Below are 17,618 nucleotides of genomic sequence, written 5' to 3' on the forward strand. Positions count from 1 at the left end.
ACGGGCGGTTAATGCGCCGGTCATGAAGCGCTTGCCAGAATCGGGTTTAGTGCCGCTGGGTAGCCATGGCGAAGCGAAGCGGGTACCCGGTTCGCGTCAAGACGGCGCGTCAAAACAGCAGGCTGCTGCCCCCCGTTCCGGAGTTGCTCATGTTTTCGGTGTTTGTTCCCTCGGAATCCAGCCTGAAGAAACTCCCCGCGATCGACCCGGTGGCGTTGCCGGACAATGCGGTCTGGATCGACCTGGTCAAGCCGACCATGGAGGAGGACCGTGCGGTCGAGCGGCTGGCCGGGATCGCGGTGCCGACCCGGGAGGACATGCAGGAAATCGAGATTTCCAGCCGGCTCTATATCGAGAACGGCGCCCGCTACATGACAGCGACGCTGATGTGCCAGTCCGACACCGATGCGCCGAAGACCACGGCTGTGACCTTCATCCTGGCCGGTCACCGCCTGGTCACCGTGCGCTACGACGAGCCGAAGCCGTTTGCCCTGGTCGAGCACAAGCTGGCGCGCTCATGCATGCCGGGGATATCGGGCGAAATGGTGCTGATGGAACTGCTCGACGCGGTGATCGACCGCTGTGCCGACATTCTGGAGCGCGCCGGCGCCGAGGTCGACCAAGTCTCGCACGACATCTTCGAACCCGAAAGCGCGCGCCATGGCCAGGCCAAGCGATATTCGCAGATCCTGATCGCGATCGGGCGCAAGGGCGACCTGGTCTCGAAGATCCGCGAGAGCCTGGTCTCGATCGGCCGCGTCGTCACCTTCCTGTCGGCGGTGGTGGAGGGCGTCAAATGGTCCAAGGACATGCGCGAGCAGCTCAAGACCATGCAGCGCGACGTCGGTTCCCTGACCGACCACGCCTCCTACCTCTCCAACAAGATCACGTTTACGCTCGACGCCATGCTCGGCGTGGTCAATCTCGAGCAGAACAACATCATCAAGCTGTTCTCGGTGATGGCTGTCGTGTTGATGCCGCCGACGCTGATCGCCTCGATCTACGGCATGAATTTCAAGGTGATGCCGGAACTCGAATGGGTGCATGGCTATCCGATGGCGTTGTTCATGATGCTCATGGCAGCGGTGCTGCCGTACTTTCTTTTCAAGTGGAAGAAGTGGCTGTAAGACAGCGGTTCCCTGCGCTTCCACACGTGCGAAGATCGGCTCAACTCCACCGCTAAAATTTGAGCGGTGGACTGAACGAATGGTCGAAACTTGTCTGCGATAACGTGTCTCTCAGGCCGCGAGGATCCCATGGTTGAGAAACTCATAATGTCGCCACGCAACGTCATCGAGCTGGCTCGCTATCAGCAGGGCCGCGGCGTTGGCAAGGCGCAGGCGTTCTCGACGCGGCTTTGCCGGTACTGCGGAGCGGCACTGGCGGACGGCGAGAACGAAGACGAGTGTTCGAGCACGTTCAATCTTGCAGCGGCTGCTCCACGCGTGGCGCAGCGCAAATTTTACGCGGAGTGAACGGACATTGCGTGCGAGGTGACGTAGGGTGGGCAAAGCGTAGCGTGCCCACCATTGTCCCTCGCTGAAAGAAGTGGTGGGCTCGCTTCGCTCAGCCCACCCTACGATGCGCAGCACTACACGTGCTGGCCGCCGTTGATGTGGATCTCGGCGCCGTTCACATACGAACTGGTTTCCGTACACAGCACATAGATGATCTTGGCGACTTCATCCGGCGTGCCGAGGCGATGCATCGGAATCTGCTGGTCGACGATCTTCTCGGTGCCAGGCGACAGGATTGCGGTATCGATCTCGCCCGGCGCGATCGCGTTGACGCGCACGCCGACGCGGCCGAAGTCGGACGCCATCTCGCGCGTCAACGCGGCGAGCGCGGCCTTCGACGTCGCGTAGGCCGCGCCGGCGAACGGGTGCACGCGCGAGCCTGCGATCGAGGTGACGTTCACCACGGCGCCTCTGGCGTGTTTCAGCTCCTCGATCAACCCGCGCGCGATCATGACCGGCGCGAAGAAGTTGACGTGGAAGACGTGGCTCCAGGTCTCGATGTCGGTGTCCATGGTGCCGAGCCGGCCGCCGCCCGGAGCCTTCGGCGAGATCGCGGCGTTGTTGACGAGCGCGTGCAGCTCGTCGTTCTCCAGCCGTCGGCGAATCTCGCCAATCGCGCGCACGGTGTCGTCGTGGCTTCCGAGGTCGACCTCGATGTGATCCTCAGGACCGGCGCCCCACGGGCAGACTTCCGGAAAGGCATGCCGCGAGCAGGTGATGACGCGCCAGCCAGCCGAGGAAAACCGGATCGCGGTCGCATGGCCGATGCCGCGGCTGGCACCGGTCAGAAGCAGCGTGCGCCGCGGCGCGTTGGATGAAGGAGGCATGTAAGTCTTTCAACTTTGAGCGGCAACGAATGGCATCAAGGATAAAGCCGCACCTTGCTCCAGGCTTGTGACGGCGCATCGCGGCGGAATTCGATGCGGTCGTGCAGGCGGAACGGGCGGTCGTGCCAGAATTCGAAGCGGGATGGCGTAATGCGCCAGCCGCTCCAGCCCGGCGGGCGTGGCACGTCGCCGATCATGTATTTGGCGGCGACCAGCGCGATCGCCTGCTCGAAGGCAAAGCGGCTCTCCAATGGCTGCGACTGCTTGCTGGCCCAGGCGCCGATCTGCGCCTGTTTTGGACGCGTGGCGAAATAGGCGTCGGCTTCCTCATCCGTCACCGGCGACACGTTGCCGCGGACGCGCACCTGACGGCGCAGCGACTTCCAGTGAAATAGTAAAGCGGCCTTAGGATTTGCGGCGAGTTCGCGGCCTTTCTGACTGGCGATGTGGCTGTAGAACACGAAACCATCCGCGTCATAGCCCTTCATCAGCACCATCCGGACATCCGGCAGTCCGTCGGCATCGACGGTTGCCAGCGCCATCGCGTTGGGATCGTTCGGCTCGGACTTCACGGCTTCCGCAAACCATTCGGCGAACAGCGCAAACGGTTCCTCGGCCGCGGTAAAATCACCCGATGTTAACGGTGTCGGGTGTTTGATGGAGGTCGTGTCCGTCATGTCAGGAGTCCCAGTTGCGTACCCTCGCGTCTCAGAGCGCGTTACAGCCCCGATACGGGCTCGCCCTATATAGGGCATGGGGACGCGTTGGCCTATCGGCGATCGGGCCGCGAGGCGCCGTAATGACGTTGATTTTGATCGGCCTCGGCACGGGCGGCTGCAGCCTGTCGCGCCCCGATGCCTACGCCAAGATGAATGCCGCCGATGTTACGGGCGCGCTGGGCAAGCAAGCGGCCACGGCGCCGACCGAGAGTGATCTTGCCTTTGCCCGCACCGCCGCTTCGGACGTGCTGACCAAGGGCGACAAGGATTCCAGCCAGCCCTGGGAAAATCCGGAGACCGGTGCGCGCGGCTCGGTGACGCCGCTGTCGCAGGCCTATTCCGCGGAGGACGGGCGCACCTGCCGGGATTTCCTGGCAAGCTACGTCAACGGCCGCGCGGAGAGCTGGCTGCAGGGTGCCGCCTGCAAGGCCGGCCAGGGCCGATGGGAAATCCATACGATCAAGCCTTGGACGAGGGGTTAGCGCCTCAAGGTGCTATTGAGCGCCTTGATTGAGTGGCCTGGGGTAGTTGCAAAAATGCAACTGGCTCCCCAGATGAAGCCAAAGCGGGCGAATTGCCCTAAGCTTCGAAAAATCGAATTCCCGTGAAGGAGACGTGACGGATGCGCGACCCCTATGAGGTCTTGGGGGTGCCGCGGGGCGCCAGCGCTGCGGCGATCAAGAGTGCCTATCGCAAGCTCGCCAAGAAGCATCACCCCGACAACAACAAGAACGATCCGAAGGCGGCTGCGCGCTTCTCCGAGATCAACTCCGCCAACGAGATCATCGGCGACGAGGACAAGCGCAAGCAGTTCGATCGCGGCGAGATCGACGCCGAGGGCAAGCCGCGCTTCCAGGGCTTTCCCGGCGGCGGCGCAGGTGGCCGCGCGCGAGGGCCGGGCGGCTTCGAATCCTACAGCTTCCGCACCGGTGGAGGTCCCGGCGGCGCGGGTGGCGCGGGGTTTGAGGACATCCTCAACAGCATGTTCGGCGGCGCGGCCAGGGGCGGACGTCCGGGCGGTGGCCGCAGCTTTGAATTCGACACCGGCGGGATCGGCCTCGATCTCGATCTGAACGTCGCCATGACGGTGTCGCTGGAAGAGTCGGTCAAGGGCGGGGAAAAGCGCGTCCGCCTGCCGACCGGCAAGGAGCTCAACGTCAAGATCCCCGCAGGCGTCGCCGCCGGCCAGCAGATCCGGCTGAAGGGGCAGGGCGAGACCGCGCCGGGCCACCCGCCGGGCGATCTCCTGATCACCGTCAGCATCGCGCCGCACGCCTTTTTCAAGGTCGACGGCAGCGACCTGCGCCTCGATCTGCCCATCACGCTCTATGAGGCGGTGCTCGGCGGCAAGGTTCGCGTGCCCACGCTCGGCAGCGCGGTGGAGCTGTCGATCCCGAAAAACACCTCCAGCGGCCGCACCTTCCGCCTCAAAGGCAAGGGCCTGCCCAAGCCGGGCGGACCCGGAGACCTGTTCGTTACCACCCGAATTATTCTGCCCGACGGGAACGATAGCGATCTTGAGGCATTGATGGAAAAGTGGCGCGACGGCCACCCCTACAATCCGCGCAGCGATTTTGGCTGATTCGGTCGGGCTCGCGGCGTCGATGGTGTGTGGAACAAGAGCAGCGGGGTCCGAGCAGGCTTCCTGAAAAAGCGCGCTTCTTTCCTGAAAACAAAAAGGTTTTCTGGAAAAAGGGGCGGCCTCGAAAGGGGGACCAGCGCGGTACCAAACCCCGATCGAGGCCGCTTGCGCCGATCGGCGGATCGAGCGCTACTCATTTTCGCGTGATCACCCGGTGCATTAATGAGACCAGCCGGTGTTTTGATTCCAGATTTTCGATGTCAGAATTTGGACAAGCGGCCTGAAGGCGCCTAGCCCCCCTTCTTTTCCATCTGATCGTAGACCGCCTGGGCGACCTGGGTCAGCCGTCCTCGGTCGGCGCCGGTGGACACTACGGCATAGACCACGCCGTCATCGGCCCAGAACAGCGTGCTTTCCTTGCCTTCCGCCGCGAATCGCATCTGCGTCGCCTCGGCAGCGGATTTGGCGGTGTAGATCGTGAAACGCTCGCCCGAGGCGCTCTCATACATCATGAAGGACGCCGGGCCGGCGGAACTCGGCAACAGCCGCCCGCCGACCAGCTTCAATCCGGCATTCGTCAGTTCGGGCGCACGCACGATCCAGCCGCAGCGCTTGGTCAGCCATTGCTGCAGATGACTGCGCTCGCTGCCTGGCACCTCGACGGGATGCCGCACTTCCACGACGTAAAGCCGGTGCGCTTCGATCGCATGCACCGTGAAATTCTGAAGAACGGACGGTGCTGCCGTCGCGCCGCGCGCGAGCCAGCCAACGCCGCCGCCGACGATGAACGCCGCTAGCGTCGCCGCGACCGCGCCGTACACCCATTTGCGCGGCTGTTGCACCAGCCGCTCGATCTCGAGCCGCTTCGGCACCGCCTCGTCGATGACGGAATCGTATCTGGCATGCAGTACTTCCGCCATCGCTTGCCACGACTGCACCCGCGCGGCATCGTCGGGATGCGCGGCGAGCCACGCCTCGACATCGCCGCGGCGTTCCGCCGGCAGCTCGTTGTCGACGTAAGCATGCAGCTCGTCTTCGGTGACGGGAATGTTGCGATCGGTCATTGTCGTCGTCTCTGCCTGATCCTGCTCTGTCTATCCATCACGCGTTTCATGCGCCTTCATTTCACCCGCCGCAGCGTCGTGCGCTCGCCTTCCAGCGAAGCTTTCACATGGGCGCGGGCGCGGGCAAGCCGGGACATTACGGTGCCGATCGGCACGCCCTGGATGTCGGCGACCTCGCGGTAGCTCAGTCCTTCCAGCATCACCAGCAGCAGCACCGAGCGCTGCTCTTCCACCAGCGTCGAAAGTGCGCGCGCGATGTCGCGGCCTTCCGCCTCGGTGCCGCTGGCGTCCGGGTTGTTGTCCAGCAGCGGCATGAATTGCGGCCGCCGCGCCAGCGATCGGCGCCGGTTCTTGTTCAGATTGGTCAGGATCGTATAGAGCCAGCTCCTGACGTCGCCGCCAAGAAACAGCCGCTCCGAACGCAACGCACGCACCAGCGTATCCTGCACCAGATCGTCGGCGATGTCGGCGTCGCGCGCCAGCGCTCGCGCATAACGGCGGAGCGCCGGAATCATGGCCTCGACACTTTGACGAAACGCGCTCATCGGCACCAGATTGCAAGAGTCATGAGGCGCGAACGCCTTACCGAACATAACACCCAATTGACGTATCTATTCCAGCCATTGGGCGCGCGGCAAACAGCGTTAATCGAAGGCGATTTGGGCTCGACCGCGCCGGAGTGCTGGTGTACCTCCCAAGCGCGTCGCCGGCATGAAGCGCCCCGACGCGCCTGACCTCTCTCTCCAATTCGCTAGCCGAAGGAATAGCCTGATAGTCCGATGCCTGCGCCCGTGATCTACTACATCCGCCATGGCGAGACGTCGTGGAACGCTGAAGGCAGGCTGCAGGGCACGCAGGACATTGCGCTGAACGATCTCGGCCGCAGGCAGGCCGCGCATGCCGGGAATGTGCTGGCCGATCTGTTCGCGCGCGAGGGCCGCGACAAGTCCGCGCTGCCGTTCGTCGCAAGCCCGCTTGGCCGGGCGCGAGCGACGATGGAATTGGTGCGCGGCGCGCTGGAGCTTCCCAGAAACGGATATGCGCTCGACGATCGCCTGCGCGAGATCGGCTACGGCGTCTGGGAGGGCTCGACGCTTGCTGAGATGCAGGCGGCCGATCCCGTGCTGTATGCCAAGCGGCTGACGGCGAAATGGACCATGGCGCCGGAAGGCGGCGAGACCTATGCCGAGGTGCAGGCGCGGATGCGCGACTGGTACGATTCCGTGAAGGGCGACACCGTTGCGGTCGCCCATGGCGGCACCGCACGGGCGCTGATGGTGGCGCTCGGCATCGAGACGCCGCAAAGCGCCGCCGACCTCCTGATCGAGCAGGGCGCCGTCTACGTGTTCCGCGAGGGGGGCTTGCGGAAATATAGTTAAGGGCGGCGTTATGAACGCCGTCATTCCGGGGCGATGCGCAGCATCGAACCCGGAATCTCGAGATTCCGGGTCTGGTCCTTCGGACCATCCCGGAATGACGGTTAGCGGTTTGACCACAGGGTCCCCCCGCGTTACGACACAAGTCAGAACTGACTTACTTTAGCGAGCAAATACGGCATCATGTCCCACAACACCTTCGGCCACCTCTTCCGTGTCACGACCTTCGGCGAAAGCCACGGGGTGGCGATCGGCTGCGTGGTCGATGGCTGCCCGCCGCTGATCCCGCTGACAGCCGAGGACATCCAGCACGATCTCGACCGCCGCCGTCCGGGACAATCGCGCTTCACCACCCAGCGCCAGGAGCCTGATACGGTCAAAATCCTGTCCGGGGTGATGGCGCATCCCGAAACCGGCGTGCAGGTGACGACGGGAACGCCGATCGCGCTGCTGATCGAGAACACCGACCAGCGCTCCAAGGACTATTCCGAGATCAAGGACAAGTTTCGCCCCGGCCATGCCGACTTCACCTATGAGGCCAAATACGGCCTTCGTGACTACCGCGGCGGCGGCCGCTCGTCGGCGCGCGAGACCGCAACGCGCGTCGCGGCCGGCGCCATCGCGCGAAAGATCCTGCCTGATGTAAAGGTGCGCGGCGCGCTGGTGCAGATCGGCCCGCACAAGATCGATCGCGAGAAATGGGATTGGGACGAGATCGCGCGCAACCCGTTCTTCTGCCCGGACAAGGACTCGGCGGCGTTTTACGAGACCTATCTCGACGGCATCCGCAAGAGCGGCTCCTCGATCGGCGCCGTCATCGAAGTGGTCGCTGAAGGCGTGCCGGCGGGATGGGGCGCGCCGATCTATGCCAAGCTCGACGGCGAATTGGCCGCCGCGATGATGAGCATCAATGCGGTGAAGGGCGTCGAGATCGGCGCGGGTTTTGGCGCGGCCGAATTGTCGGGAGAGGAAAACGCCGACGAGATGCGCACCGGCAATGACGGCACGCGCTTCCTGTCCAACAATGCCGGCGGCGTGCTCGGCGGCATCTCCACCGGCCAGCCGGTGGTGGTGCGCTTTGCGGTGAAGCCGACTTCGTCGATCCTGTCGCCGCGCAAGACGGTGGATCGCTCGGGCGCCGACACCGACATCATGACCAAGGGCCGCCACGATCCCTGCGTCGGCATCCGCGCCGTGCCGGTGGGCGAGGCGATGATGGCCTGCGTGCTGGCCGATCACTTCCTGCGCCATCGCGGGCAGGTCGGCGGATAAGGCCCGGCCTCCCTCACTGCATCGCGTCTGCGATCTTTTCCGCCGACATCAGGACCGGGACATTGGTGTTGGCGCACGGCACCACCGGGAAGATCGACGCGTCGACCACGCGCAAACCCTGTACGCCCCTGACGCGGCCTTGCGTGTCGACAACCGCCATCGGATCATCAGCCGCGCCCATCCGGCATGAGCAGGAGGCGTGCCAGACGCCGATCGCGGCCTTGCGCACGAAGGCTTCGAGCGCCTCGTCGTCGCGCATCACCTGCTCGAACGAAAAGCCTTCGACGATGAAGTTGTCGATCATGTAGTGCCGCAGCGCCGCCGGTCCGTCCATCAGCGTTGCGGCAATGGCGGTGAGGATCTTGTTCCTGGTGTTGACCACGCCGATCTTGCGCACGCGATCGGAATACGAGGCCGGGAACGGCTTGTCAGTGACGGCCTTGAGCGGCGCGCTCATCTGCAGCGCCGCCATCTTGCGGAAGCCGCTCATCAGACGGTCAAGATCGCGCCGGTCGGACAACAGGTTGAACTCGACAATGGGTTCTGTTCGCGGGTCGCGCGAAGCGAGCTTGACCTGCCCGGTCTCCGAATAGGTCTTGTTGACGAAGGTGAGCAGCGAGGCGATCTGCTCGCCGACCGAATGCCAGGCCGATTTGGTGAGAACGGCGACGAACATATCGCCGGCGGGGGTGCCCGGAAGCCCTGAGGAGTAGCGCAGCCCCATCTGGATGTGGCGTCTGGTGTGTTCGTTCATGCGCGCGCCACGGCGGACAAAGGACGACAGCGCGATCGAGGGATGATCCATCAGACGCTGGCCGACGCCCGCGAGGCCCATCAGGACCGGAATGCCCATCTCCTTCAGATGCCCGACCGGCCCGATGCCGGCGCGCAAGAGATGCGCCGGCGAGTGTATGGCGCCGCAGGAGAGGATGACCTCGTGGCCGCGGAACTCCTGTTCCCTTCCATCGACCAGCGCCTTCACGCCGACGCATTGCGTGCCCTCGAACAGCAACTCCTTCACCACCGTGTTGGTCGAGATGGTCAGGTTGGCGCGCTTGCGTGTCTCGCGATCGAGGTAGCCCATTGCGGCCGAGACGCGTTGCTCGTCCTGATTGGAGTGCGTCACCGGAAAGTAGCCGTCGACGAACTCGCCATTCTGGTCGGGCAGGAAGGCAAAGCCGGCGAGCTTGCAGGCCTCGCCCATCGCTTGCGAATGGCCCGTCCAATGCTGCTGCGGAATGCGGCGGATGGGGATGCGACCGTCCTTGCCGTGGTACGGTCCGTCGAAATCGAGGTCGCGCTCGACCTTCTTGAAATAGGGCAGCACGTCCTTCCAGTTCCAGCCGGTGGCGCCGCGGGCTTCCCACTCCGCGTAATCGGTCGGCGCGCCGCGGTTGGCCATCTGGCCGTTGATGGAGGACCCGCCACCCAGTACGCGTGCCTGCTCGTATTTGCGGAGCGGCGGACGGCTCTCATCGGGATTGTTGTGGCTCACGACCTGGGTCGTGACCTTGAGTTCGGTCCAGTGGAAGCGCGGATCGAAATAGGCGAGCCCCGAATAGCTGTCGCGGATCTCGGGCGGCTCGTTGCCGGGCGGCGTGTCCTGGCCGGCTTCACAGAGCAGGACCTTGTTGGCGTTTTTGGCGGAGAGCCGGTGCGCCATGACCGAGCCTGCTGATCCGCCGCCGACGATGATGAAATCGTACACTTCTGCGTTTCCCCCTGTTTGTACGGTGAAACTAACGCGCTTCCGTCGTCCGGTCAGCAGCCTCGCGCGCAATGCAGCGATGTGCGTCTTGACGTTTCAGGGCGTTGCGCGGCAAATGCTGAGGTCATGAACGTCGCAGAACTGCAGAAGCTGACCGACTGGCTGATTGACGGCGGCAGGTCGGCGACCAGCCCGACCCGGTTTATGGCCGAGTGCTGCGAACGGATGGTCGCGGCAGGGCTGCCGCTGTGGCGCGTCGGCGTCTTCGTCCGCACGCTGCACCCTGAGATCTACGGACGCAATTTCATCTGGAGGCCGGGCGCCGAGGTCGAGCTGGGTACGGTCGATTATCATATCCTGGAGTCACCGGATTTTCACAACAGTCCGCTGAAGATCGTTTTCCAGCAGGGGCTGGAAGTCCGGGTCCGTGTTGACGATCCCGCAAGCAAGCGCTTTCCGATCATCGACGATCTGCGCGCCGAAGGCGCCACCGATTATGTCGCGCTGCCGCTGCCCTTCATTGGTGGCACTGTGAACGCATCGAGCTGGACCACCAAACAGCCGGGCGGGTTCACGGATGAACAATTGGCGGCGCTGCGGAGCCTCGCGAAGCCACTGGCGCGGGTGGTCGAGATCATCAGCCTGAACCGCATGGCGGCAAGCTTGCTCGATACCTACGTTGGCAACAGTGCGGGCGAGCGGATCATGGGCGGCCAGATCAGGCGCGGCCACACCGAGACGATGAATGCCGCGATCTGGCTGTCCGATCTGCGCGGCTTCACAGCGCTGTCGGACCGGCTGCCGGCCGAGACTGTCGTCGACATTCTGAACCAGTATTTCGATTGCCAGGTTGCCGCGATCAAGAATCATGGCGGCGATGTGCTGAAATATATGGGCGACGGCCTGCTCGCGGTGTTCCCGATCGATGAATATGTCGGCGACGAGCAAAAGGTCTGCTCGCATGTGCTGGAGGCCGCCCACGAATCCCGCGCCAGCGTCGCCAACTTGAACTACCCGATCGGCGATGCGGTCGAAAAATTTCGTTTTGGCGTCGCCCTGCATGTCGGGCGAATTCTCTACGGCAATATCGGCGGCGGCAACCGGCTCGACTTCACCTGCATCGGCCCCGCGGTCAATCTCGCGGCGCGGCTGGAGAAGATCGCAAGCCAGCTCAAGCGCACCGTCGTGGCGTCGGAAGGGTTTGCCGGCATCTGCCGGGGAGGGTGGAGCGATCTCGGCGAGTTTCCCGTCGCCGGTTTTTCAAAGGCCGCGCGCGTTTACGGATTGGCCGACGAGACGTCGGCGGCCTGACTCCCGTAGCCCGGATGGAGCGAAGCGCAATCCGGGGTAGACTGGCACCATGGTTCATTATCGGCGCAATTTCGTCCCCGGCGTGACGTTTTTCTTCACGGTCACGCTGGATGACCGAAGGTCGTCGGTATTGATCGATCACATCGAGTTGCTGCGCGTCGCATTTCGAGAAACGCAAAGCGAACGGCCGTTTGTTATCGACGCCATCGTCGTTCTCCCCGACCACCTGCATGCAATTCTGACATTGCCGCCTGATGACTCGGATTTTTCCGACAGGTGGCGTCGGATCAAGGGGAGTTTCACGCGAAGCGTTCTCGCCACGGGCGTCAAGATTTTGCGAGATCATCGTGGTGAATATTCTCTTTGGCAAAGGCGGTTTTGCGAGCACACCATTCGCGACGACGGCGATTTCGAACGCTGTGCCAATTACGTGCATTTCAATCCGGTCAAGCACCGACTGGCGACTTCGCCGTCCGATTGGCCGTTTTCCTCGCTGCATCGCTATGTTCGTGCGGGCATCTTGCCATCGGATTGGGGCGGCGATGGGAGTGCCGATACGAGCAATTTTGGTGAGCGGAGAGACTAATCCCGGATTGCGCTTCGCTCCATCCGGGCTACGGGATTCATTCCTCCGGTTCGGTCGTGAACAGCAGCGGATAGCCCTTGGCGCGGCCGGCGTCGGTGGCGCGGGTGGCCTTGGTCTCGGCGACGTCCCTGGTGAACACGGCGACCACGCAGACGCCGCGGCGGTGCGCTGTTATCATCACCTTGTGGGCATGGTCCTCGGTCATGCGGAATTCGGCCTTCAGCACCGTGACGACGAATTCGCGCGGCGTGTAATCGTCGTTGATCAGAATGACCTTGTGCAGGCGTGGCCGTTCGACCTTGGTTTTGACTTTGGTCTTTGGCGTGACGACGGTATCTGCCATTTCCAGCTAGGTCCCGAAGCGAGCGAACTCAGACGGGCCGGCAGCACTCAGTTGGCGCGGCAATCCGCCAGGCGCTGCGCCATGGTCTGATCGCTGCGGCTGACGGCCGTCTCGATCAGTTTACAGGCTCCGGGCCGGTCCTGAAACTGGGCGTTTGCCGAGAGTTTCAGCGCGATCAGGGTGGCTAGCGCCCCGGGCTCGTCGAGTTCCGCGGCCTCCACCGCGTAATAGAGCGTGCCCTTGGGATTATTGACCTGCGTTTCCGGATGCTCGGCGAGCAGCCGGACAACCTGCATGCGGGCGTCGAAATCGTAGGTGCTGGCGCGATCGATCAGGTTGACCGCCTCCTGCGTTCGCCGGGTTGGCTTCGAACGCCATCTTGCAGGCGTCGTGGCGCAAGTCCCAGCGCCGGCGCTTGGCGTCGTAGTCCATATACTCCCTCGGCTCTTCAAAGAGCTGCTCGCAGAGTTCAACTGCATTCTGCGGCGTCAGCACCGGTTCCGGTTGCGTCACTTTGGGCTGGCCGGGGCCTGAGAATACCAACGGCAGCGACAGCACCGCCAGGACGAGTGCGGTGAATATCCCGGCCCAGAGCGCGATCGTGCGCGTTGCCGGGGGCAGACCGTCAGTTGCTGGAATTTTCGGGGGCGTAACCATGTCCGTGCCGGTAGCGGCCATTTGCTGGCCGCGCCCCTTCTGTCGCGGGGAGCGCGAGATTTGTTCAAATAGCGGTATCGGACGCCTGATCCTTGGGCGAATGACATGAGGAACCGTGGCTGAATCCGGTCGCGTTGACCGGACAGCCTGAATGTTCGGCACTAACCCGAATGTGAAGGACAAGTGATTTCAGCGCTTTGCGTCCGCCGTTTTGCATGTCACCATCACTGTCGTTCGACGGGAGGGCCGCAATGCGCTGGTATGTCTCGATCGGGGTCGTGCTTGTAGCCGGCGCACTCGCCGGCGGAGATGTGGCAAGTTTTGCCGCGCCGAACCCGGCGAACCGGCCGGCCCAGCAACTGAGCGCCGCCAGCAAGGACGCCCATCCGACCGTCGATGTGGAACTCGTCCTTGCCGTCGACGTCTCCTATTCGATGGACCTGGATGAACTCGCGCTGCAGCGGGAAGGCTACGCGCAAGCGATCGTCGCCAAGGAGTTCCTGCAGGCGCTGAAGACCGGGCCGAACGGCAGGATCGCGATCACCTATTTCGAATGGGCGGCCTCCACCGACCAGAAGATCATCATCCCCTGGCGGGTGATCGACGGGCCTGAGACGGCCGATGCTGTCGCCAACGAGATCGTCAAGACCCCGATCCGCCGCGCCTCGCGCACCTCGATCTCGGGCGCGATCAATTTCGCCATGCCGCTGTTCGAGGAGAATCCGCACCGCGGCCTGCGGCGGGTGATCGATATTTCCGGCGATGGCCCGAACAACAACGGCATGCCGGTGACGGTCGCCCGCGATGCCGCGCTCGAGAAGGGCGTCATCATCAACGGTCTGCCGATTATGGTGAAGGAGCCGTCCTACTCCACGATGGATATCGACAATCTCGATTTCTATTACGAGGACTGCGTCATCGGCGGCCCCGGCTCGTTCGTGGTCACGATCAAGGAGCGCGAAAAGTTCAAGGAAGCGATCCGCACCAAGCTGCTCCTGGAAATCGCCGGCCGCACGCCTGAACGCCCGGTGGTACCCGCCGCCGGCCGCGAGCCGCGCGTCAATTGCATGATCGGCGAGAAGATCTGGCAGGATCGCTGGGGCAGGTGATGGATGCGTGGCCTCTTTTCACCCACGTGGAAAATCGAGCATAGCGTAAATCCACTCATGCTCCGCAGGTCAACTCGTCGAGTAATGCCTTTGTGGATTTCAAATCAGCGGTCTCGAAGCCCTCCGTAAACCAGCTAAAGAGCGGTGCGAGGAGCGCGCGGGCGTCACCAGGCCGCCCCCGATCACACCAGAGGCTCGCCAAGCTCCGGGCGGCGCGAAGTTCGAGCGACCTGGCGCCCTGTGCACGCGATATTGCCATAGCTCGCGCAAGACAGGCTTCGATCTCGGAGGCTGATCTCCCTTGCACCCGCATAAGCTCCCCTTTTATGCGTGTGAGTTCGCCCTCCCACATATGCTCGCGATTCTTGGCGATGAGGTTCTCCACCTCCGCAACGATCCGCAGCCCTGGGTCGGCCTGGCCGACATGCGCATAGGCCGCGGCGAGCATGCACAGATACCGGGCTTGATACCAACTTACGCCGAGAGCCGCGCGGCTCTCGGCGTTCTCACACATGAGCGCGATGCCTGGCTCCTGGGCGCCCCGCTGTACCATGGCCCAGCCGCGAAGAATCAGCCCATTCACGCGCCAATAGCTGAGGCTGTGCCGATCGGCCAGCTCAATGATCGCTTCGGCATGAGCTTGCACGCCTGAGACATCCCCGAGCAGTTCGTCCAAACCAGCGCCGGCGAAATTGTGGACATGCGCCGTGAGGTTCGCCTGGTCTAACTCTGCGGCGCAGCGGAACGCCGCGGTGCTCGAACGACGCGCTTGCTCGGGATAGCCCAGCATCCAGAGGACCGGCGCAAGATAGGTGAGGGCCGAGACTTTCGGGTCGTGCACGTAGTGCACCGGCTGCGATCGATGCCGACACGCGTCGTAGAGGCGCAGGATCGCCTCGAACTCGGACCGTGCCTCGGCGAACGCCCCGAAGTGCATGGCCGTGATCCCGGCCAACCGGTGGCTGGCAAGGCGGATGAGCGGGCTTGGAAGGCGCTCCGCGACCTGCCGAGCCTCGTCGGTTAGTTGCCGCATCATGCAATAATCGCCGCGTACGAAGTAGTAGACGAACTCACCGCTGAGGGTCGCGACGAGAGGCTCGGCCTCGCCGAGACGCTCGCAAAGCGCGCGTGCACGGCTGTAGGCGGCCCCGGTCTGTGGCGCGGAATAACCATGTACGGCGATCATGGGCGTACCGATCGCGATCTGAAAAGCGAGCTCCTGCCGATCCCGCTCGAAATTTTCCGGTAGCGTGTTCAGCGCTTCTAACCCTCGGGTGAGATGCCGGATTGCTTCCAGATTGGCCGAACGTTGGGCAGCGCGTTCGCCTGCTTTCAGCCAATAGCTGACGGCACGTTCAATTTGGCAGGCTTCCGTACAGTGGTGCGCCAGCAGTTCGGGCTCGCGCGCCGCACGGTCCGGGAAACGCTCCTCGACGGCTTCGGCGATGCGCGCGTGCAACCGCTGTCGATCGCCGCGCAGTAGCGTGCTGTAGGCGGCATCCTGAACCAAAGCGTGCTTGAAGCTATAGGCGGCCTCTGGTGGCGCCCCGTGCTGGGACACCAGTTCAGAATGGACAAGCCGCGCCAACCTTTCCTGTATCTCCCTCTCGCTCGGGCCGGCGACGGCGGCGATCAGTTCGTATGAAAACTCGCGGCCAATCGCTGCTCCGATTTGCGCCATCCTCTTGGGACCCGGCCCGAGTCGGTCAAGCCGGGCCATCAACGAGGCGTGGAGGGTTGCGGGCACGGCAAGCGCCGATCGTGACGTTTTGGCGCTTGCATCTTCGCCGCTTTCTCGACTCGCTTGAGATTCTGCGACAGCCTTTGTCAATTCCTCGATGAAAAGTGGTACACCGTCGCTGCGCTTGATGATCTCTTCCACTGTGTGCCCGGGAAGCGCTCTGTCGCCCGAGACCCACTGCACGAGTGCCGCACCCTCGCGCCGGTCGAGGCGGCTGAGGGCGAGCATCGTAACGTGCGACTGCCCGGTCCATGGCGACTGAAACTCCGGCCGGAACGTAATTAGTAACAGTACAGGCAGATCTACCACCCGATTGACCACGCGATCGAGGAAGTCGCGTGAGCTGGGGTCGATCCAATGGACGTCTTCGTGGACCAGGAATACCGGCTGGCTCCGGGCGAGGGCGACGAGCTGGTCGAGCAGTAGCTCGAACGTCTCCTCCTTCTTGCGATGCGGATTTAGCACGCTCGGTGAGTACAGATCGCCAGCGGGAATCTGCAGCAACTCCGCGACGAGCGGTAGACCCGCATCCGTCGATGACGTTGGCGCGAGCAGTGCTTCGATTTTGCGAAGCTTCATCGCCGGCGTATCGCCCCGCTCGAAACCTGCGGCGCGTTCGAGTTGCATAATCATTGGGTGCAGCGCGCTGTCCTGGTGGTGCGCCGAGCAGGAGTAGCGCAGCCGGATGTGGGGCTCATCCCGCAGGCGCTCCAGTAGCGCAGCGGTCAGGCGCGACTTGCCAATGCCCGGCTCGCCCGAGAGCAGGATCACCTGGCCCGCACCTGACTTTGCCTCTTTCCAGCGCTCAACCATCAGTTCGATCTCCTCCTCGCGCCCAACAAGCGGCGTGAGAGTGGTAACCGAATGGAGCGCTTCGAATCGGTTTTCGATCGTGCTCTCGCCTTGCACGCGCCACGCGCTCACAGGCTCGGCAAAGCCCTTTAGCTCGACCAAACCGAGTTCTTCGTACACGAAGATCCCGCTCGTCAGCCTGTGCGTGTTCACATCGATCACGACGCTGTCCGGCTCGGCCAAAGCTTGCAGTCGGGCCGCGAGATTTGGCGTCTCGCCCACTACAGCGCGCTCCTCGGATTCGCCGGCACCGACGAGATCGCCCACGACGACGAGACCTGTGGCAATACCCACACGCACCGGCAGTCTGCCGCCCGGCGCGGCCGGAACTGGCCGCGCCGTTCTCACGATCTCCAGACCGGCGCGAACGGCTCGCTCGGCGTCGTCCTCATGTGCCTGCGGGTACCCGAAATAGGCCAAAACTCCGTCGCCCATATACTTGGCCACGAATCCATCGAAACGCCCGACCACCGTCGCGACGTCTTGCTGATACATGCTGAGCACCTCGCGCAGGTCTTCCGGGTCAAGCCGAGACGCAATCGTGGTCGAGCCGACGAGGTCGCAGAACATGATAGTGAGACGCCGGCGTTCGGCACCGGCTGATGCCGGCTTGGAATGAGCATTTACGGCCCGTTCCAAAGGAGTGGCACCGGTCAAAGGGGCGCCACAGAAACCACAATAGCTATTGCCAATCGGATTATTGCGACCGCAGGCGCGACAATTCTGCGGCAACAGCGCGCCGCAGTTCCCGCAGAATCGGTTGTCATCCTGATTGGCGCTTCCGCAGCTCGAGCACTCCATGCTCGCCCTCCAGCTCGGAAAAGGACGGTAGTTTAGACGAAAGCCTGGATCAGGGCCAGTAAAGCCGAGGAAGCCGTCATCATCGGCACAGGGCGCCAACGACTGGACGGTGTCCGCTGCGGTCGCGCGGCAGGGAACCTAAAGCCAGCACGA

Annotated in this window: 17 protein-coding genes and 1 pseudogene; 9 read left to right on the top strand and 9 right to left on the bottom strand. The window is 63.4% G+C overall.

Annotated elements, in window-relative coordinates; all coding sequences use genetic code 11:
- Nucleotides 1-149: 149 nt before the first annotated feature.
- Together LMTR21_RS08845 and LMTR21_RS08850 are read left to right on the top strand one after the other, a co-directional pair.
- On the top strand, nucleotides 150-1,127 hold the full coding sequence (locus LMTR21_RS08845) for a magnesium transporter CorA family protein (protein WP_065753808.1): 978 nt from the start codon (nucleotides 150-152) through the stop codon (nucleotides 1,125-1,127).
- A gap of 129 nt (nucleotides 1,128-1,256) precedes the next feature.
- Nucleotides 1,257-1,475 carry a hypothetical protein gene (locus tag LMTR21_RS08850; protein ID WP_057840124.1) on the top strand — a complete coding sequence of 73 codons (219 nt, stop codon included), beginning with the start codon at nucleotides 1,257-1,259 and terminating at the stop codon, nucleotides 1,473-1,475.
- A gap of 116 nt (nucleotides 1,476-1,591) precedes the next feature.
- Here LMTR21_RS08850 and LMTR21_RS08855 read toward each other — a convergent pair whose 3' ends face one another.
- A complete protein-coding gene (locus tag LMTR21_RS08855; protein WP_057840125.1) occupies nucleotides 1,592-2,344 on the bottom strand; it encodes an SDR family NAD(P)-dependent oxidoreductase in 753 nt (250 codons plus the stop codon).
- Between the two features lie 35 nt (nucleotides 2,345-2,379).
- Complete coding sequence (gene pdxH / locus LMTR21_RS08860) at nucleotides 2,380-3,021, bottom strand: pyridoxamine 5'-phosphate oxidase (protein ID WP_065753782.1); 642 nt, start codon at nucleotides 3,019-3,021, stop codon at nucleotides 2,380-2,382.
- Nucleotides 3,022-3,143: 122 nt separating this feature from the next.
- Between pdxH and LMTR21_RS08865 the strand changes: the two genes are divergently transcribed.
- Both LMTR21_RS08865 and LMTR21_RS08870 read left to right on the top strand, forming a co-directional pair.
- Nucleotides 3,144-3,545 (top strand): RT0821/Lpp0805 family surface protein, encoded by a 402-nt coding sequence (locus LMTR21_RS08865; protein ID WP_065753781.1) that lies wholly within the window; start codon nucleotides 3,144-3,146, stop codon nucleotides 3,543-3,545.
- 140 nt (nucleotides 3,546-3,685) lie between these two features.
- Complete coding sequence (locus LMTR21_RS08870; protein ID WP_065753780.1) at nucleotides 3,686-4,645, top strand: DnaJ C-terminal domain-containing protein; 960 nt, start codon at nucleotides 3,686-3,688, stop codon at nucleotides 4,643-4,645.
- 290 nt (nucleotides 4,646-4,935) lie between these two features.
- Here LMTR21_RS08870 and LMTR21_RS08875 read toward each other — a convergent pair whose 3' ends face one another.
- Together LMTR21_RS08875 and LMTR21_RS08880 are read right to left on the bottom strand one after the other, a co-directional pair.
- Nucleotides 4,936-5,709 (bottom strand): anti-sigma factor family protein, encoded by a 774-nt coding sequence (locus tag LMTR21_RS08875; protein WP_065753779.1) that lies wholly within the window; start codon nucleotides 5,707-5,709, stop codon nucleotides 4,936-4,938.
- A gap of 56 nt (nucleotides 5,710-5,765) precedes the next feature.
- Nucleotides 5,766-6,254: an RNA polymerase sigma factor gene (locus tag LMTR21_RS08880; protein WP_057859394.1), complete on the bottom strand. Its 489-nt coding sequence runs from the start codon at nucleotides 6,252-6,254 to the stop codon at nucleotides 5,766-5,768.
- A gap of 234 nt (nucleotides 6,255-6,488) precedes the next feature.
- Between LMTR21_RS08880 and LMTR21_RS08885 the strand changes: the two genes are divergently transcribed.
- Both LMTR21_RS08885 and aroC read left to right on the top strand, forming a co-directional pair.
- The gene (locus LMTR21_RS08885) at nucleotides 6,489-7,088 is read left to right on the top strand and encodes a histidine phosphatase family protein (protein ID WP_065753778.1); all 600 of its coding nucleotides are present in this window, start codon (nucleotides 6,489-6,491) and stop codon (nucleotides 7,086-7,088) included.
- 180 nt (nucleotides 7,089-7,268) lie between these two features.
- Nucleotides 7,269-8,357, top strand: coding sequence for a chorismate synthase (gene aroC / locus LMTR21_RS08890; RefSeq protein WP_065753777.1), 1,089 nt, complete (start codon nucleotides 7,269-7,271; stop codon nucleotides 8,355-8,357).
- A 13-nt stretch (nucleotides 8,358-8,370) separates the two neighbouring features.
- Here aroC and LMTR21_RS08895 read toward each other — a convergent pair whose 3' ends face one another.
- Nucleotides 8,371-10,065 (bottom strand): GMC family oxidoreductase, encoded by a 1,695-nt coding sequence (locus LMTR21_RS08895; RefSeq protein ID WP_065753776.1) that lies wholly within the window; start codon nucleotides 10,063-10,065, stop codon nucleotides 8,371-8,373.
- Nucleotides 10,066-10,191: 126 nt separating this feature from the next.
- On the opposite strand from LMTR21_RS08895, the gene LMTR21_RS08900 reads away from it, so the two are divergent.
- Complete coding sequence (locus LMTR21_RS08900) at nucleotides 10,192-11,376, top strand: adenylate/guanylate cyclase domain-containing protein (protein WP_065753775.1); 1,185 nt, start codon at nucleotides 10,192-10,194, stop codon at nucleotides 11,374-11,376.
- A gap of 49 nt (nucleotides 11,377-11,425) precedes the next feature.
- Nucleotides 11,426-11,962 carry an REP-associated tyrosine transposase gene (locus LMTR21_RS08905; RefSeq protein WP_065753774.1) on the top strand — a complete coding sequence of 179 codons (537 nt, stop codon included), beginning with the start codon at nucleotides 11,426-11,428 and terminating at the stop codon, nucleotides 11,960-11,962.
- Between the two features lie 37 nt (nucleotides 11,963-11,999).
- Here LMTR21_RS08905 and clpS read toward each other — a convergent pair whose 3' ends face one another.
- Entirely contained in the window at nucleotides 12,000-12,305 is a 306-nt protein-coding gene (gene clpS / locus LMTR21_RS08910) for an ATP-dependent Clp protease adapter ClpS (protein WP_065753773.1), read from the bottom strand.
- Between the two features lie 47 nt (nucleotides 12,306-12,352).
- Complete coding sequence (locus LMTR21_RS08915) at nucleotides 12,353-12,601, bottom strand: hypothetical protein (RefSeq protein WP_065753772.1); 249 nt, start codon at nucleotides 12,599-12,601, stop codon at nucleotides 12,353-12,355.
- Nucleotides 12,602-13,213: 612 nt separating this feature from the next.
- On the opposite strand from LMTR21_RS08915, the gene LMTR21_RS08925 reads away from it, so the two are divergent.
- Entirely contained in the window at nucleotides 13,214-14,071 is an 858-nt protein-coding gene (locus LMTR21_RS08925) for a DUF1194 domain-containing protein (protein ID WP_065753771.1), read from the top strand.
- Nucleotides 14,072-14,126: 55 nt separating this feature from the next.
- On the opposite strand, the gene LMTR21_RS08930 is transcribed toward LMTR21_RS08925, so the two are convergent.
- Both LMTR21_RS08930 and LMTR21_RS41770 read right to left on the bottom strand, forming a co-directional pair.
- Nucleotides 14,127-17,234 (bottom strand): AAA family ATPase, encoded by a 3,108-nt coding sequence (locus LMTR21_RS08930; protein WP_065753770.1) that lies wholly within the window; start codon nucleotides 17,232-17,234, stop codon nucleotides 14,127-14,129.
- Nucleotides 17,235-17,387: 153 nt separating this feature from the next.
- Nucleotides 17,388-17,465 (bottom strand): annotated as a pseudogene (locus LMTR21_RS41770) (zinc-ribbon domain-containing protein); the annotation flags it as partial.
- Between the last annotated feature and the right edge of the window lie 153 nt (nucleotides 17,466-17,618).

It is taken from the genome of Bradyrhizobium paxllaeri, from assembly GCF_001693515.2.
Classification (GTDB): domain Bacteria; phylum Pseudomonadota; class Alphaproteobacteria; order Rhizobiales; family Xanthobacteraceae; genus Bradyrhizobium; species Bradyrhizobium paxllaeri.

Coding starts and splice junctions, on each gene's coding strand:
- LMTR21_RS08845 (WP_065753808.1), top strand. CDS start 150: ATGTTTTCGGTGTTTGTTCCCTCGGAATCCAGCCTGAAGAAACTCCCC.
- LMTR21_RS08850 (WP_057840124.1), top strand. CDS start 1,257: ATGGTTGAGAAACTCATAATGTCGCCACGCAACGTCATCGAGCTGGCT.
- LMTR21_RS08855 (WP_057840125.1), bottom strand. CDS start 2,344: ATGCCTCCTTCATCCAACGCGCCGCGGCGCACGCTGCTTCTGACCGGT.
- pdxH (WP_065753782.1), bottom strand. CDS start 3,021: ATGACGGACACGACCTCCATCAAACACCCGACACCGTTAACATCGGGT.
- LMTR21_RS08865 (WP_065753781.1), top strand. CDS start 3,144: ATGACGTTGATTTTGATCGGCCTCGGCACGGGCGGCTGCAGCCTGTCG.
- LMTR21_RS08870 (WP_065753780.1), top strand. CDS start 3,686: ATGCGCGACCCCTATGAGGTCTTGGGGGTGCCGCGGGGCGCCAGCGCT.
- LMTR21_RS08875 (WP_065753779.1), bottom strand. CDS start 5,709: ATGACCGATCGCAACATTCCCGTCACCGAAGACGAGCTGCATGCTTAC.
- LMTR21_RS08880 (WP_057859394.1), bottom strand. CDS start 6,254: ATGAGCGCGTTTCGTCAAAGTGTCGAGGCCATGATTCCGGCGCTCCGC.
- LMTR21_RS08885 (WP_065753778.1), top strand. CDS start 6,489: ATGCCTGCGCCCGTGATCTACTACATCCGCCATGGCGAGACGTCGTGG.
- aroC (WP_065753777.1), top strand. CDS start 7,269: ATGTCCCACAACACCTTCGGCCACCTCTTCCGTGTCACGACCTTCGGC.
- LMTR21_RS08900 (WP_065753775.1), top strand. CDS start 10,192: ATGAACGTCGCAGAACTGCAGAAGCTGACCGACTGGCTGATTGACGGC.
- LMTR21_RS08905 (WP_065753774.1), top strand. CDS start 11,426: ATGGTTCATTATCGGCGCAATTTCGTCCCCGGCGTGACGTTTTTCTTC.
- clpS (WP_065753773.1), bottom strand. CDS start 12,305: ATGGCAGATACCGTCGTCACGCCAAAGACCAAAGTCAAAACCAAGGTC.
- LMTR21_RS08915 (WP_065753772.1), bottom strand. CDS start 12,601: ATGCAGGTTGTCCGGCTGCTCGCCGAGCATCCGGAAACGCAGGTCAAT.
- LMTR21_RS08925 (WP_065753771.1), top strand. CDS start 13,214: ATGCGCTGGTATGTCTCGATCGGGGTCGTGCTTGTAGCCGGCGCACTC.
- LMTR21_RS08930 (WP_065753770.1), bottom strand. CDS start 17,234: ATGTTCTGCGACCTCGTCGGCTCGACCACGATTGCGTCTCGGCTTGAC.